The sequence below is a fragment of the Micromonospora sp. NBC_01392 genome (assembly GCF_045040125.1).
Classification (GTDB): Bacteria; Actinomycetota; Actinomycetes; order Mycobacteriales; family Micromonosporaceae; genus Micromonospora.
In genome coordinates this window covers 6277970-6293167 of sequence record NZ_CP109549.1, presented here as the reverse complement: position 1 = coordinate 6293167, position 15198 = coordinate 6277970, and the positions used below count along the sequence as shown (strand labels likewise).

The window sequence follows — 15198 nt, the reverse complement described above, 5'->3', positions numbered from 1 at the left end:
CGACCGGGGCGGGTGCGGGCAGGTCAGCCGGGCAGCGCGGCGAGGTGCTGCTTGACCTGGTTGATCGAGGGGTTGGTCAGGGCGCTGCCGTCGGCGAAGCGCAGCGTCGGCACGGTCTGGTTGCCGCCGTTGACGCCCATCACGAACTCCGCGGCCGTCGGGTTCTGCTCGATGTCGACCACCTCGTACGCGATGCCCTCCCGGTCGAGCTGCGACTTCAGCCGGTGGCAGTAGCCGCACCACGTGGTGGAATACATCGTCAACATGGTCTGGTCCTCCAAGAGTGGGCCCGCGCCCGGTCCGATCAGGCCAGGCTAACCGCTGCAACGTCGGACGGGGCTGGGATGATTCCCTGTCGTGGGGGTTCACACAGCGGCGGAACGGGTGCTGGCCGGGCTCGATCCGGAGCAACGGTCGGCGGTGACCGCCCCGGCCGGCCCGGTCTGCATCCTGGCCGGCGCCGGCACCGGCAAGACCCGGGCGGTGACGTCGCGGATCGCCTACCGCGCGCTGTCCGGCGACATCGCCGCCCGGCACGTGCTGGCGGTCACGTTCACCGCCCGCGCGGCGGCCGAGATGCGCAGCCGTCTCACGGTGATCGGGGTGGGCGGTGTCCAGGCGCGCACGTTCCACGCCGCGGCGCTGCGCCAGGTCCGCTACTTCGCCCCCCGGCTGCTGGCCGGGCGGGCCATGCCGGAGCTGCTGGACAGCAAGGTGCGGGTGGTCACGCTGGCCGCCGCCAAGCTGGGCCTGCGCACCGACCGGGCCGCCGCGCGGGACCTCGCCGCCGAGATCGAGTGGGCCAAGTCCTCCCTGGTCGAGCCGGACGAATACGTGGTCGCGGCGGCCAAGGCGCGACGCGAGACGCCGTACGAGCCGGCGCGGGTGGCGGAGGTGTTCGTCGCGTACGAGCGGCTCAAGCGCGGCAACGGGGTGATCGACTTCGAGGACATGCTGCGCGCCGCGGTCTGGGGGATCGAGGAGCACCCGGACGTGGCCGAGCAGGTGCGCAGCCAGTACCGCCACTTCGTGGTCGACGAGTACCAGGACGTCAACCCGCTCCAGCAGCGGCTGCTGGACGTCTGGCTCGGCGGGCGCGACGACCTCACCGTGGTCGGCGACGCCAGCCAGACGATCTACTCGTTCACCGGCGCGACCTCGTCGTACCTCGTCGACTTCCCCCGCCACCACCGTGGCGCGACGGTGGTGCGGCTGGTCCGCGACTACCGCTCCACCCCGCAGGTGGTGGGCCTGGCCAACGCGGTGATCTCGCAGGCCCGGGGCGCCGAGGCGCGGCTGCGGCTGGAACTGCACGGCCAGCGCCGGCCCGGCCCCGAGCCGGAGCTGCGGATCTTCACCGACGAGCCGGCCGAGGCCACCGCCGTCGCGGCCCGCTGCCGGGCGCTGGTGGCCGGCGGCACCCCGGCCCGCGAGATCGCGGTGCTGTTCCGCACCAACGCGCAGTCCGAGGCGTACGAGAAGGCGCTCTCCGAGGCCGAGGTGCCGTACGTGCTCCAGGGCGCGGAGCGGTTCTTCGAACGGCCCGAGGTGCGCCAGGCGATGATCGCGCTGCGCGCCGCCACCCGGTCCATCCCCGGGGAGACGCCGCTGCCGGCCGCCGTGGTGGAAGGGCTCGCCGCGGTCGGCTGGGCGCCCGACGCGCCGCCGGCCGGCGGCGCCGCCCGCGAGCGCTGGGAGGCGCTCGCCGCGCTGCTCCAGCTCGCCGAGGAGTACGCGGCCACGCCCGAGGTGCTGCCGATCGGGGAGGCCGCCACGGTCGAACGTCAGGTGACGCTGGCCGGCTTCACCGAGGAGTTGGCCCGGCGGGCCGCCCAGCAGCACGTGCCCACCGTGGACGGCGTGACGCTGGCCTCACTGCACTCGGCGAAGGGCCTGGAGTGGGACGCCGTGTTCCTGGTCGGGCTGGCCGAGGGCACGCTGCCCACCACGTACGCGAAGACGCCCGAGCAGGTCGAGGAGGAGCGGCGGCTGCTCTACGTGGGCATCACCCGGGCCCGGGAGTGGCTCTGGCTGTCGTACGCGGCGGCGCGCTCGCCCGGCGGCCGGGCCCGGCGGCCGTCCCGCTTCCTGCCGCAGCTCGACCGCTCGGGCGGCGGTGAGCGGGCCGGCGCCGGCAGCCCGGCCCGACGGGCCGAGCGGCGACGACCGCAGGTGGTCTCCTGCCGGATCTGCGGCGCCACGCTGCTCGCCGGCGCGGACCGCAAGCTGGGCCGCTGCCCCACCTGCCCGTCGGACCTGGACGAGAAGCTGTACGAGCGGCTGCGCGACTGGCGGCAGCGGGTGGCCGGCGCGCAGCGGGTGCCGGCCTACGTGGTCTTCACCGACGCCACGCTCACCGCGCTGGCGGAGCGGAAGCCGGGACGCACCGAGGACCTGGTCGCGATCGCCGGCATCGGGCCCCGGAAGGTGGGGCTGTACGGCGACCCGGTGCTGGCCCTGGTGGCCGGCGCCACGGTGGACGACGTTCTGCCCGCAGAAAACTTTGGAAATCAGTCCGTAAATCGTTTGCCCTCCCCCGAGGGCGAGGAATAGCCTCAGGACACACCACGCGAGCGGCGCCGTTCTGGCTGCTCACGGGGGATGAGTCCATGGTCGGCACGAGGAAAGTCAGGGAGGTGGCACCAATGGAGATTTACACCTACGAGCGTCCGGCGGCGATGCCAGCTGCCTGCGCTCCGCTGTCGGCTGTCCGGGTGGCCCTTGCCGCTCGACCGTCGGCTCCGCAGGTGCACCAGGCCCAGGTTCAGGCCGAGCTGAACCTGACCGTCGCACCGCTGCGCGGAGTCGAGGGGACCAGTGGCTTCACGGGCATGGGCATCGATGGCGGCAAGAAGCGCACCGATGTCCGCGGCGTTCCACCTCGAGGTAGACCGGTCTGATCCATCAGACCACCGGCTCACCTCGAGGCCGCGGAACCCGCTACCGGGATCCGCGGCCTCAGTTTTTTGCCCCGCCGAAGTACCGAATGCGATCCACGAGATCGAAGTGAGAGAGAGGTGACCGGAGGATGAGTCTGGCGTTGGCCCCACTCGACGTGAGCGTCGAGGTGGAGGCGAACCTGCCCTGCCGGAAGTTCGACCCCGACCTGTGGTTCTCCGACCAGCCCGCCGAACTCGAACTGGCCAAGTCGCTCTGCGGGGACTGCCCGCTGCGTGTCGAGTGCCTGGCCGGGGCGGTGGAGCGGGCCGAGCCCTGGGGCGTCTGGGGCGGCGAGATCTTCGAGCGTGGCGCGGTCGTCCCGCGCAAGCGGCCCCGTGGCCGTCCGCGTAAGGAGGACCTCGCCCGCGACGCCCAGCTCCGGGTCGAGGCGGAGGCGCGACTGGCGGCCAGCGGGCTGTCCGAGTCGCGTAGCGCCGTCCGGCTGGCAGCCTGACACACCTACGTTCCGAAGCCGACCGACGCCGGTGTCCCTCCACCGGCCGAACGAGAGAGAGAAACCAGTGCTGCACCTGCCGAACGGAACCGAGATGCAACTACTCCACGAAGCGTTGTCCAGGGCTCGAATGCGCCGGCCTCAGGCCGGTCGCACCACCACGAGCACTGAGGCAACCCGTTCCGCCCGTACCGTCGCCATGCGGAGTCGCAGCCAGTCGGCTCGCGACCTGGGCGTTCTCTAGAGCGAACAACTGAGGAAGGGGCGGTGACCCGATGGTCACCGCCCCTTCGACGTACCCGTGTCGTCAGGCCACCGCCGCGAAGCCGGGCAGCCAGCGTTCCAGGATGGCCCGGTAGGACGCCTTCGCCTCCAACTGGCAGAGCACCCCGATCGACCCCAGCGTCACCCGATGGATCATCAGGTACGACGGCGGCAGGTTGAGCTGCCGGCTGAGCTGGTACGCGGGGGAGCGAGGGCTGGCCAGCCGGCCCGCCTCTCCCCGTAGCCAGGCCCGGGTGAAGCGGAACTCGTCGGCGGCGATCGGCTCCAGCATCGGGCGGAGGAAGTCGAGCACCCCCTGGGCGTCGATCGGCTCGGTCCGGCTGACGAAGCCCTCGTCGCGCAGCCCGTCCACCACCCCGGCGGCGTCCCCGCGCAGCGCCAGCGCGGCGATCCGGCCGATCGGCTCGGGCGTGCCCTCCGGCATCCGGGCCACCGCGCCGAAGTCGATCACACCGAGCCGGCCGTCGGGCAGCAACCGGAAGTTGCCCGGGTGCGGGTCGGCGTGCAGCAGCCCGGCCCGCTCCGGCGCGGAGAGGTGCAGCTCGGCCATCAGCCGCCCGGCCTCGTTCCGCTGCTCCTCGGTGCCCTCCCGGATGATCGTGGACAGCGGGATGCCCTCCACCCACTCGGTGATCAGCACCCGGGGCGCGGCGTCGAGCACCTCCGGGATGAAGATGTCCGGGTCGTCCGCGTACGCGGCGGCGAAGGCCCGCTGCGACTCGGCCTCCAGCTCGTAGTCCAGCTCCTCGGTGATCCGCTCGCGCAGCTCGGCCAGGAGCGGTTTGACGTCCAGGCCCGGCTGGATGGCCCGGAACATGCCGCCCAGCCGGGAGAGCTGCTTGAGGTCGGCGAGCAGGGCCTCGCCGGCGCCCGGGTACTGGATCTTCACGGCCACGTCCCGGTGCAGCGGGCCGCCGTCCGGCCCGTAACCCGGGTCGCGCCAGACCGCCCGGTGCACCTGGCCGATGCTGGCCGCGGCGGCCGGGGTGTCGTCGAAGGAGACGAACCGGTCCCGCCAGTCCGGCCCGAGCTGCTCGGCCAGCACCTTGTGCACGGTCGCCGCGGGCAGCGGCGGGGCGGCCTCCTGGAGCTTGGTGAGCGCCTGCCGGTAGGGCGCGGCGACCTCCTCGGGCAGCGCCGCCTCGAAGACCGACAGGGCCTGACCGAACTTCATCGCACCGCCCTTGAGCTGCCCGAGGACGCTGAACAACTGCTCGGCGGTGCGCTGCTGGATCTCGGCGGAGATGACGTCGGACGCGAGGCCGGTCACCCGCTTGCCCATCCCGAGGACGGTTCGACCGGCGAATCCGAGCGGCAGGGCGGCGAGTTTGGCGGTGCGGGACACGGCGCGGCGCGGGATGTCGGTCACCCGGCCATTGTTACCGACGGGAGGGGCTCGCTGCTGCCGTGCGCCCGGGAGCGGGTAGGGCCGACCGGATCGGGCGACGCCCGCAGCAGCCGCAGGAGGGGTGCGGGGGCCACCGGCGGTGCCGGAGACGGCCGGCCCGGTGCACCTCCACCGCCGCGCCGAGCGTCTCCGGGGTGCCGCCGTCGAGCTGGGCCAGCGCCTCGGCCGCCGCGAACGCCACCGCGGCGAGCCGGGTGGTGGCCGCGCAGCCCGGCTCACCCCGGTCGGTCGCGAGCTGGGCGGCGAGCGCCGGCCAGTCCGGATCGCGGTCGGCGCGGTGCAGGTCGAGGCAGCGCAGGCAGGGACCGGCGGGCGGGCGGACCAGCGGCCCGACCACGGGTACGCCGCCGCGCAGGTCGAGCAGGAGGTGGGGTTGTCGTCGGTGGGCGTACCCGATGGCGAGCGCCTCGGCCGGCCGGCCGACGCCGAGCTGCACCACCAGGTCGGGGCGGCCGGACCGCAGCGGCCCGGTGGCCGTGCCCGGCGCACAGCGGCCCAGCGCCGCGCACACCGCCGCGGCCAGCGGTCGACCCAGCTCCGCGCCGGTCAGGCCGGTCCCGACCAGGTCACCGGCGCGGACCGGGCCGGACAGCTCGGGTACGACGTGCCCCACCCCGGCCTGGGCCAGCGCCACGGCGACCGCGGCGCCGAGCCGGCCCGCACCGGTCACCAGCACCCGGGCGGCCCGGCGGCGGCGCAGCAGCCGCGCCGGCGTGCCGGGCAGGTCGCGCGCGGCCAGGGCCAGGGCGTCCGCCTCCGCGGTCAACCGGGCCCGGACCGGCCCGGTGAGGTCGCGGGGGAGCAGCGTCTGCGCGGGTACGACCAGGCCGGCGTCCCGGAGCGCGTCGAGCAGGGCTCGCGCCTCGCCCGCCGGCACCCGGGCGGCGGTGGCGGCGGCCAGGACGGCACGTTCGCTACGGGTGCCGTCGAGCAGGTCGAGCAGGTGGGTGGTGCCGGGGGTGGCCACCTCGACCAGCACCGCCGGGCCGGGCTCCATGCCCAGCTGGAGCGTGCGCCGGTCGCGCCACAGCCTGGTCAGGCCGGGCAGCAGCGTGGGGCGGGGGAGTGGAGTTGGATGCGTCACGCCACGAATGGTGACCGTGTCCGTGCGCTCAGTCGATCGTTGTCCACAGGCTCGCCGTGCCGCAGCCAGCGTTGTCCACAGGAGTGCGCCGGTTTTCCACAACTCGCCGGTAGTGATGTCGGATACGCGACGGGGAGGGGCGGCCGTGGCCACCCCTCCCCGGACGACCCGGACGGGTCAGACCTTCGCCTTGCCCAGGATGCGGTTCACTGTTGTGCCGCACACCGGGCACTTGCCCTTGGCCATGTTCATGCCGGTCTTCGAGACCTCCACGTGCCCCTCGAAGTCCCGCTTCTCCTTGCACTTGACGCAGTAACCGTTGTAGGTCTGGGCCTGCTCGGCCACGGTAGCCTCCTCGTCTCGTCCGCCGGAGGTGTCCCGGCGGGTTATCCCTGCGACGGGCCACGCGTGGACCGGCGCCGGGGGTTCTCCGTGATCAGTCTCCTGATCACTGGTTGGCGGACCCTACCCAGGTCTGGGTGGTTCCATGTCAGCTGTACGCCGACTCTGTGAGCAAGTCGACGACGAGAGTGTGCACGTCGAGTAACGTCTGATAAGTGAGTTTCGGGGGGACACGCCGGGTAAATGCGCTCAGATCCCCTTCGGGCGGCCCCGCCGCCACCGGCCCGTCGTAGATCACCTAACGTGAGCGACGGCGGGCGGGTGATGGTTACCTACCGTCGCAAAGAAATTTTTCAGGACTCCTGACAACCAATCGCCATTTTCCGGGCGCGTGTCGTCTTGTTTACTCTTGCGGAGCCCTGGTCAGTACGCATTAGCTTTCCCTCGTGACAGTCAACCGAGGCTGCGCGGCCCGGTAATGGCCGGGACGCGGAAGCCCGTCGTCGAGGTGCGGCGCAGCCAGCGCCGGCGACGCACGGTGTCCGCGTACCGGGACGGGGAGCGCGTCGTCGTGCTCATCCCCGACCAGTTCTCCCGGGCCGAGGAGAGCGAGTGGGTCGACCGGATGCTGGCCCGGCTGGCCGCCCGGGAGGGCCGGTTCGCCCGCTCGGACGCCGAACTGCTCGCCCGGGCCACCCGCCTGATCGGCCTCTACCTGCCGGAACACGGGTCGACCGCGGAGCCGGCGAGCGTCCGCTGGGTGACCAACCAGAACGGCCGCTGGGGTTCCTGCACCCCGGCCGACCGCACCATCCGGATCTCCCACCGGATCCAGGACATGCCCGACTGGGTGATCGACTACGTCCTGCTGCACGAGCTGACGCACCTGATCGTGCCCAGCCACAACGCCCAGTTCTGGGCCCTGGTCGCCCGCTATCCCCGCGCCGAACGGGCCCGCGGCTACCTGGAGGGCGTCGCCGCCACCGCCGGCCTCCCCTGACCCGCCCGCCGCCCTGACCTGCCCCGCCGCCCTGACCTGCCCCTCCGTCCTAACCTGCCCCTCCGCCCTGACCCGTCGCCCGGCCCTGCCCCGCCCCGCCGCCCGTCGCTCCGCCCGTCGCCCGCCGCACGCCGCCAGCCGCCCTGCCCCCTCGCCCTGCCCCGCCGCCCTGCCCGCCGTCCGTCCCTCGCCCCGCCGGCCCCGCCCAGCGCACTGATTCACGGAAAGTGGGGCTATCCAGGCCGGGATAGCCCCACTTTCCGTGAATCAGTGCGCCCCAGCACACCCAGCGCCCAGCGCCCAGCGCCCCAGGCGCGCCGCGCGGCGGTGTGGGGGCGTGGTGGGGATGTGCCGTCCTGCGGAGGTGGCGAGGGGCGGGATGGTGGGCGTGGGGGTTAGGGTCGGCGAATGGTCCGACGTGTGGTGGTGGCGTTGCTCGGCCCGGTGACCTGGGTGCCGCCGGGAATCGAGCCGGCCCGGTGGCGGACCGCCCTCGCCGAGGACGTGGTGGACCTGCTGGCCACGCTGAACGAGGTGGAGACCGCGGTGGCGGTCACTCCGGCGGACCGCTGGCTGGCCGACGCGGTGGTCTGGCCCGGCACCTCCGTGCACGAGGTGCCCGAGCCCACCCCGAACGCCGTCTTCGCGGCGCTCACCGGCTACGACCAGGCTGCCGTGGTCGCCGCCGACGCGCCCGACGTGCCCGGTCTCACCCTCGGCAAGCTGCTCCGGCCGCTGTCCAGCCGGCCGGTGGCCGTCGCCCCGGCGGAGGGGAACGGGCCGGGCCTGCTCGGGGTGGCCGCGCGACTGCCCGTACCGAAGTGGGTGCCCGTGCTGGACCTCGACACGGCCGTGCCGGGCGAGGTGCGGGCCGCCGCGCCCCGGCCCGGCGACGTGGCGGTGACCACCGGTTGGCGACGCCTGCGCGGCCCGGCCGACCTCGGCGCCCTGGATCCGGCGTTCGAGGGATGGGACGCGACCCGGGCGTTGCTCTCCGGCCACCCGAGCTGACCGCCCGCTCCGGCCCGCCTGCCCGCTTGCCCCTCGGCTCGCCCGCCTGCTCGGCTCGCCTGCCTGCTCGGCTCGCCTGCCTGCTCGGCTCGGCTGCTCCGGCTCGCCCGCCTGCTCCGGCTCGCCCGCCTGCTCCGGTTCGTCCGCTCGCCCGTCTGTTCCGGCCCGCCCTGCTCTGGACCTCGCCAGCCGGCCTCGCTTGGTGACTGGGCCGGGTCGGGGCCTTCGGCGTCGTCCGCACGTGCCTGAGCGGCCGGAGCATCCCTTCTCCGCGCCTACCGCCTTGAGGGCGTGGACGGGTCATGCGTGGTGGCTAGGGTGCGTCGCAGTCCGGCCGGCTCGCGGATCGGCAGCGACCTCCGCGACCGCTGCCGCGGTGAGTCGGTTATGCCATCAGGTCCGTAGGCACCCGGTACCTTCCTCGACCGGCAGCGGTCGAGGTCGTTGACGGGACGAGCCCGGTCACCCGTCCGCGACGGCTGCGCCGCGCACTCCGACGGTGCGCGGTGGGCGGTGGGCCGTGCGCGGTGAGGCGCGGCGGACGGCGCACGGTGGGCCGCGTCGGGCGGTGCGCGGTGAGGCGCGTCGGGCGGCGGTGACCCACAGGACGGGCAGGGGTCCGCACGGATGTCCGTGCGGACCCCTGTCGACGTGTGGCGTCAGGACCTGCCGTCGTCCTCGCCCGGGGTCGGCTCCTCGGGCGCGCCCGGCGCGGAGAAGTCGAAGTTGGCCAGTTCCTCGTCGAGGTCGCTGCCGGTCGCCGCGAACGCCTCCGGGGCGGCGAAGTCGTCGTCCGAGGGCAGCAGGTCGGGGTGGCCCCAGATCGCGTCCCGGCCGGCGATGCCGCGCTGCTCGGTCAGCGCTGCCCAGAGCACGGTCGCCTCGCGCAGCCGGCGCGGTCGCAGTTCGAGGCCGACCAGGGCGGCGAACGTCTGCTCGGCGGGGCCACCGGCGGCGCGCCGGCGGCGGAACGCCTCGCCGAGGCGTACGACGTTGGGCAGGCGGTCACCGGCCGCGCTGTCCACCACGTGGCACACCCAGCCCTCGACCAGGGCGAGGACGGTCTCCAGTCGGGCCAGGGAGGCCTTCTGCGCCGGGGTGTCCTCGGGGGTGAAGATGCCTTCCAGGGCGATCGCCTGCATCGACTCCGGGTCGGTCGGGTCGACCCGACCCATCGCCTCCTCGATCGCCTCCCGGTTGACCCGGATGCCGGCGGCGTAGTTCTCCACCGCCGTCAGCACGTGCCCGCGCAACCACGGCACGTGCTGGAAGAGGCGCTGGTGGGCGGCCTCGCGCAGGGCCACGTAGAGGCGTACCTCGTCCTCCGGCAGCTCCAGGCCCTCGCCGTACGCCTTGATGTTGGCGGGGATGAGCGCGGCGGCGCCGGCGGGGCCCAGCGGCAGGCCGATGTCGCCGGCGGAGAGCACCTCGGCGGCGAGCGAGCCGAGGGCCTGGCCGAGCTGGCCGCCGAAGAGCGCGCCGCCCAGCGTGGCGACCATCGACTGCATCGGGCCGAGCTGGGCGCGGGCCTCCGGCGGCACCAGGTCGCCCATCGCGCCGACCATCCGGCTGGCCACCGGGTCGCAGAGCTTGCGCCACACGTCGAGCGTCTTGAAGATCCACTCGTTGCGGTTCCAGGCGACCGACGAACGGATGCCGGAGGGCCACGAGGTGGCCGGCTCCAGCCAGAGGTCGGCGATGCGGAGCGCATCCTCCACCGCGTTGCGTTCGAACGGCGAGACCGCCGGGTCGCCGGTGGCGGCGAGCTGGCTCGCGGCGACCTGTCGGGCGAGGTCCCAGTTGACCGGCCCGCTGCCCGGCGCGGACAGCAGGTGCTGCAACTGCGACATGAACTGCTGCATCTGCGCGGGATCGTTGGGGTCTGGTGGTTGCCCACCCGGGAGCGCGAAGCCGAACGGAATATCAGGCACGACGTCTACGGTACGCGGGCCCCGCCGCAGGTCGGGCTCGTCGGCGTTGCGCTGAGGGCGAAGTCCGCCGGTCACCGCGCCGGACGGTGGGGGACGGATCGGTACGCTCTGGCGCATGAGACGTCGCGGCGTGACCGTCCTGCTCGGTGCCCTGCTCACCGCCCTGCTCAGCGTCGGCGTGCTGAGCGTGCCCCTGCCGTACGTGGTGCTCGGCCCCGGCCCGACCGTCAACACGCTCGGCAGTGAGAACGGCAAGGAGATCATCCAGGTTTCCGGCCGCGCGACGTCCACCTCCGCCGGGCAGCTCCGGCTCACCACGGTCGGTGTGCAGCCCACGGTCCGGCTGCGGTCGGCGCTGGCCGGCTGGTTCTCCTCCGACGAGGCGGTGGTGCCCCGCGAGCTGGTCTATCCGCCGGGGGAGTCGCAGGAGGAGGTCGAGAAGCGCAACGCGGAGGACTTCCAGAACTCGCAGACCAGCGCCGAGACGGCGGCCCTGCGCGAGCTGGGCTACCCGATCAAGGTGCTGGTCAAGACCGTCACGCCGGGTGGGCCGTCGACGGACGTGCTCCGCGCGGACGACGTGCTCACCTCGGTCGACGGCGCGCCGGTGACCAGCGCGGCCAAGCTCACCGAGCTGATCCGGGCCAAGCCGGCCGGCACCGCGCTGAAGATCGGCTACACCCGGGGCGGTACGCCGGGCACCGCCACGGTGACCAGCCGCGAGCAGGACGGCCGGCCGCGCATCGGAGTCGAGATCGACCAGCAGCAGCCGCACCCGTTCACCCTGAAGATCGACCTCGGGGACATCGGCGGGCCGAGCGCCGGCCTGATGTTCACGCTGGGCATCATCGACAAGCTGGAGCCGGCCGACCTGACCGGTGGGAAGATCGTCGCCGGCACCGGGACGATCGACGACGAGGGCCGGGTCGGCCCGATCGGTGGCATCGCGCAGAAGCTGGTCGGCGCCAAGGACGCCGGCGCGAAGGTCTTCCTGGTCCCGGCGGACAACTGCGCCGAGGCGGTCCGTAACCCGCAACCGGATCTGCCGTTGCTCAGGGTGGCGACGCTCGACGACGCGCTCAAGGCGCTGGAGACGCTGCGTGCCGGGGGGCAGCCGACACGCTGCTGAGCAGGACCGGTCACCGGCCCCGGGGCGATCGTGACGTGACCTTGACCCGACGTGTTCAGGAACACCCCGTACTCTTGGGTGCCTGGTCGGAGCCGATCACATCAAACGTGCGGAGCCAATAGTGGTCATGCGTAGCAGTCCCCTGCCGAGGATGAGCCGACGCGGACGCGTCACCATCGGGGTCCTGGTCGGGGTGTTCGTGCTGTTCACCCTGCTCGGGTGGGGGGTCAACGCCTGGACCGACTGGCTCTGGTTCGACGAGGTCCGGTACACCCAGGTCTTCACCGGCGTGCTCGCCACCCGGCTGCTGCTGTTCCTGGTGGTCGGCGTGGGGATGGCGGTGATCATCGCCGGTAACCTCTGGTTGGCGTACCGGCTGCGGCCCCGGATGCGTCCGCACTCGGCCGAGCAGGCCACGCTGGAGCGCTACCGGATGCTGCTGAGCCCCCGGCTCGGCACCTGGATCGCGCTGGTCTCCGCCGTCGTCGGGCTCTTCGCCGGGCTTTCCGCGCAGACCCGGTGGGCCCAGTGGCTGCTGTTCCGCAACGGCGGCAACTTCGGTGTCAAGGACCCGGAGTTCGGCGTCGACGTCGGCTTCTACGTGTTCCAGCTCCCGTTCTGGCGTTACGTGCTCGGCGTCGGCTTCACCGCGGTGGTGCTGGCCCTGCTCGGCGCGCTGGCCGTGCACTACGTCTTCGGCGGGGTCCGCCTCCAGGGCGTCGGGGACCGGATGACCAACTCCGCCCGCGCCCACCTGAGCACGCTGGTCGCCGTCTTCGTCCTGCTCAAGGCCGTCGCGTACGTGCTGGACCGGCGCGCCATGCTGCTGGAGTACAACGAGGGCGCGAAGCTCTACGGCGCCGGCTACGCCGACGTGAACGCACTGCTCCCGGCGAAGGAGATCCTCGCCTGGATCTCCGTCCTGGTGGCCGTCGCGATCATCGTGTTCTCCAACGCGGTGATGCGGAACCTGGTCTGGCCCGGCATCTCGCTGGCCCTGCTCGGCGTCTCCGCGGTGGCGATCGGCGGCATCTACCCGTGGGCGGTGCAGACGTTCGAGGTGAAGCCGAGCGCCCGGGACAAGGAGGCGCCGTACATCGAACGCAGCATCAAGGCGACCCGGTCCGCGTTCAGCCTCGACGGCACGAAGGCCACACCGTACGCGGCCAGCAACCTCGTGCCACCCGCCAGCCTGTCCACGGACACCTCGGTGGTGTCGAACATCCGGTTGCTCGACCCGCAGCTCGTCTCCGAGACCTATACGCAGCTCCAGCAGGTGCGTGGCTTCTACGACTTCGGCTCGAAGCTGGACATCGACAGGTACGCGGTCAAGGACAAGACCTCCGACTACGTGGTCGGCGTCCGGGAGATCAACTACGGCGAGCTGACCGACCAGCAGAGCAACTGGATCAACCGGCACACCGTCTACACCCACGGGTACGGCCTGGTGGCCGCGCCGGCGAACCAGGTGGTCTGCGGCGGGCAGCCGTACTTCGTCTCCGGCTTCCTCGGCGAGAAGGCGCAGGAGGCGTGTTCCTCGCCGACCGAGGAGATCCCGGCCCAGCAGCCGCGGATCTACTACGGCGAGCGGATGGAGCCCGACGACTACGCGATCGTCGGGCAGAACGGCGACCGCAACGTCGAGTTCGACCGGCCCACCCAGACCGGCGGCGAGCAGTACTACACCTACAGCGGCGAGGGCGGCGTCAAGATCGGCTCGTTCCCCCGGCGGCTGCTCTACGCGATCAAGGAGCAGGAGTCGAACTTCCTGCTCTCCGAGGCGGTCAACGAGAACTCGAAGCTGCTCTACGTGCGTAACCCGCGCGACCGGGTGGAGAAGGTCGCGCCGTTCCTCACGCTCGACGGTGACCCGTACCCGGCCGTGGTCAACGGCCGCGTGCTGTGGATCATCGACGGCTACACCACGGCGGCGACCTACCCGTACGCCGAGCGGGTCAACCTCCAGTCGGAGACCGCCGACGAGCTGACCGGCCGGGGCACGTTCCAGCTCGCCCGGGAGAACGTCAACTACATCCGCAACTCGGTGAAGGCGACCGTCGACGCGTACGACGGCACGGTCAAGCTCTACTCGTACGACGACACCGACCCGGTGCTGAAGGCGTGGAACAAGGCGTTCGGCGGCGACGTCGTGCTGCCCAAGGGCGACATCCCGCCGGAGCTGGCCGAGCACTTCCGCTACCCGGCCGACCTGTTCAAAGTGCAGCGCAACCTGCTCACCAAGTTCCACGTGACCGACCCGGGCGACTTCTACTCCGGCCAGGACTTCTGGCAGGTGCCGAACGTGCCGGACGCGCCGGACAGCGGGCAGAAGCAGCCGCCCTACTACCTGTTCACGCAGTTCCCCGGGCAGGACAGGCCACGGTTCCAGTTGACCTCCGCGGTCACCCCGAACGGGCGGCAGAACCTGGCCGCGCTGGTCTCCGGCTCGTACGTGGACGGGCAGCCGCGGCTGGAGGTGCTGGAGTTGCCGGACCAGACCCGGATCTCCGGGCCGACCCAGGTCCACCAACAGATGACCAACAACGGCGACATCCGTCAGCAGCTCAACCTGCTCTCCTCCAACCAGGCCCAGGTGCAGTACGGCAACCTGCTGTCGTTGCCGTTCGCCGACGGAATGCTCTACGTCGAGCCGGTCTACGTGAAGAGCAGCAGCCAGGACGCGTACCCGCTGTTGCAGAAGGTGCTGCTCTCGTACGGTGACGGCGGTTCGTACGTGGTGCTCGCCAACAACCTGAGCGACGGCATCAAACAGTTGGTCGAGCAGGGTAAGCGGGCCGGCTCGGGCACCCCGCCGCCGAGCGACGACGGCAACACCCCGCCACCGGCCGGCGGCACCAACACCCCGCCGCCGCTCACCGGCGAGCTGGCCGACGCGGCCGGCAAGGTGCAGACCGCCATCGCCGAGGTCAAGGCCGCGCAGACGTCAGGTGACTTCGAGCGGTACGGGCGGGCGTTGAAGGCGCTGGACGAGGCGATGACCGCGTTCCAGCAGGCCCAGGCGGCGGCGAACGGGTCCGGCAACCCGGCGCCCTCGGGCAGCGCCTCGCCGTCGGCACCGGCCTCGGCCTCGCCCTCGCCGAGCGGCTGACGTCGCGCGACGACACTCCGGGCCCGTGGTCCGGTGGCCCCGACGGTCACCGGAACCCGGGCCCGGGTCGTGTCGGGCACCCGTTTTGCGCCTCGTCGGGGCGGTGCGCTAGGGTTAACGAGCCGACGCGGGGTGGAGCAGCTCGGTAGCTCGCTGGGCTCATAACCCAGAGGTCGCAGGTTCAAATCCTGTCCCCGCTACTCGCAACGAAGGGCCCCGGAGTTCGCTCCGGGGCCCTTCGCCGTTTCCCCGGTGCCGGTGCCGGTGCCGGCGCCCGGGTTCGGTGGTCCGGCGCGGGCTCCGGCGGGATCGGGGACCCGGCTGATCTCCACGATCCGGATGCGATAGGCTGTACACATACCGACGCGGGGTGGAGCAGCTCGGTAGCTCGCTGGGCTCATAACCCAGAGGTCGCAGGTTCAAATCCTGTCCCCGCTACGAGATCGTGAAGGCCCCGGAGTTCGCTCCGGGGCCTTCGCCGTATCCGGATCTTTCCGTCCCGTCC

At 72.5% G+C, this 15198-nt stretch carries 11 protein-coding genes, 2 tRNA genes and 1 pseudogene; 9 read left to right on the top strand and 5 right to left on the bottom strand.

What is annotated here, in order from left to right; genetic code table 11:
• Positions 1-23 precede the first annotated feature (23 nt).
• Entirely contained in the window at positions 24-266 is a 243-nt protein-coding gene (locus OG767_RS27360) for a mycoredoxin (RefSeq protein WP_281937819.1), read from the bottom strand.
• 91 nt (positions 267-357) lie between these two features.
• On the opposite strand from OG767_RS27360, the pseudogene OG767_RS27355 reads away from it, so the two are divergent.
• The 3 genes and pseudogenes from OG767_RS27355 to OG767_RS27345 all read left to right on the top strand — a co-directional run bounded on the left by OG767_RS27355 (position 358) and on the right by OG767_RS27345 (position 3394).
• A pseudogene (locus tag OG767_RS27355) lies at positions 358-2521 on the top strand (ATP-dependent DNA helicase UvrD2).
• A 124-nt stretch (positions 2522-2645) separates the two neighbouring features.
• On the top strand, positions 2646-2900 hold the full coding sequence (locus OG767_RS27350) for a hypothetical protein (protein WP_107162032.1): 255 nt from the start codon (positions 2646-2648) through the stop codon (positions 2898-2900).
• Between the two features lie 128 nt (positions 2901-3028).
• Positions 3029-3394, top strand: coding sequence for a WhiB family transcriptional regulator (locus OG767_RS27345; RefSeq protein WP_107162030.1), 366 nt, complete (start codon positions 3029-3031; stop codon positions 3392-3394).
• Positions 3395-3701: 307 nt separating this feature from the next.
• Here the strand turns inward: OG767_RS27345 and OG767_RS27340 are convergent, their stop codons facing one another.
• From OG767_RS27340 to OG767_RS27330, 3 genes are all read right to left on the bottom strand, one after another.
• On the bottom strand, positions 3702-5048 hold the full coding sequence (locus OG767_RS27340) for an AarF/ABC1/UbiB kinase family protein (protein WP_107162028.1): 1347 nt from the start codon (positions 5046-5048) through the stop codon (positions 3702-3704).
• 10 nt (positions 5049-5058) lie between these two features.
• Entirely contained in the window at positions 5059-6171 is a 1113-nt protein-coding gene (locus OG767_RS27335) for a TOMM precursor leader peptide-binding protein (protein WP_405091089.1), read from the bottom strand.
• A 177-nt stretch (positions 6172-6348) separates the two neighbouring features.
• Complete coding sequence (locus OG767_RS27330; RefSeq protein WP_396856698.1) at positions 6349-6516, bottom strand: DUF5679 domain-containing protein; 168 nt, start codon at positions 6514-6516, stop codon at positions 6349-6351.
• A 475-nt stretch (positions 6517-6991) separates the two neighbouring features.
• On the opposite strand from OG767_RS27330, the gene OG767_RS27325 reads away from it, so the two are divergent.
• Complete coding sequence (locus OG767_RS27325; protein ID WP_405091088.1) at positions 6992-7513, top strand: M48 family metallopeptidase; 522 nt, start codon at positions 6992-6994, stop codon at positions 7511-7513.
• 408 nt (positions 7514-7921) lie between these two features.
• Positions 7922-8524: a hypothetical protein gene (locus OG767_RS27320; RefSeq protein ID WP_405091087.1), complete on the top strand. Its 603-nt coding sequence runs from the start codon at positions 7922-7924 to the stop codon at positions 8522-8524.
• 659 nt (positions 8525-9183) lie between these two features.
• On the opposite strand, the gene OG767_RS27315 is transcribed toward OG767_RS27320, so the two are convergent.
• Positions 9184-10386 (bottom strand): zinc-dependent metalloprotease, encoded by a 1203-nt coding sequence (locus OG767_RS27315; RefSeq protein ID WP_405094327.1) that lies wholly within the window; start codon positions 10384-10386, stop codon positions 9184-9186.
• 184 nt (positions 10387-10570) lie between these two features.
• Here OG767_RS27315 and OG767_RS27310 point away from each other — a divergent pair, with 184 nt between their 5' ends.
• The 4 genes from OG767_RS27310 (at position 10571) to OG767_RS27295 (ending at position 15131) form a co-directional block, all read left to right on the top strand.
• Entirely contained in the window at positions 10571-11584 is a 1014-nt protein-coding gene (locus OG767_RS27310; RefSeq protein ID WP_405091086.1) for a PDZ domain-containing protein, read from the top strand.
• Positions 11585-11711: 127 nt separating this feature from the next.
• Complete coding sequence (locus OG767_RS27305; protein WP_405091085.1) at positions 11712-14693, top strand: UPF0182 family protein; 2982 nt, start codon at positions 11712-11714, stop codon at positions 14691-14693.
• A 126-nt stretch (positions 14694-14819) separates the two neighbouring features.
• Positions 14820-14893: transfer RNA gene (locus OG767_RS27300), tRNA-Met, on the top strand.
• 164 nt (positions 14894-15057) lie between these two features.
• Positions 15058-15131 (top strand) — tRNA-Met (locus OG767_RS27295).
• Positions 15132-15198 lie beyond the last annotated feature (67 nt).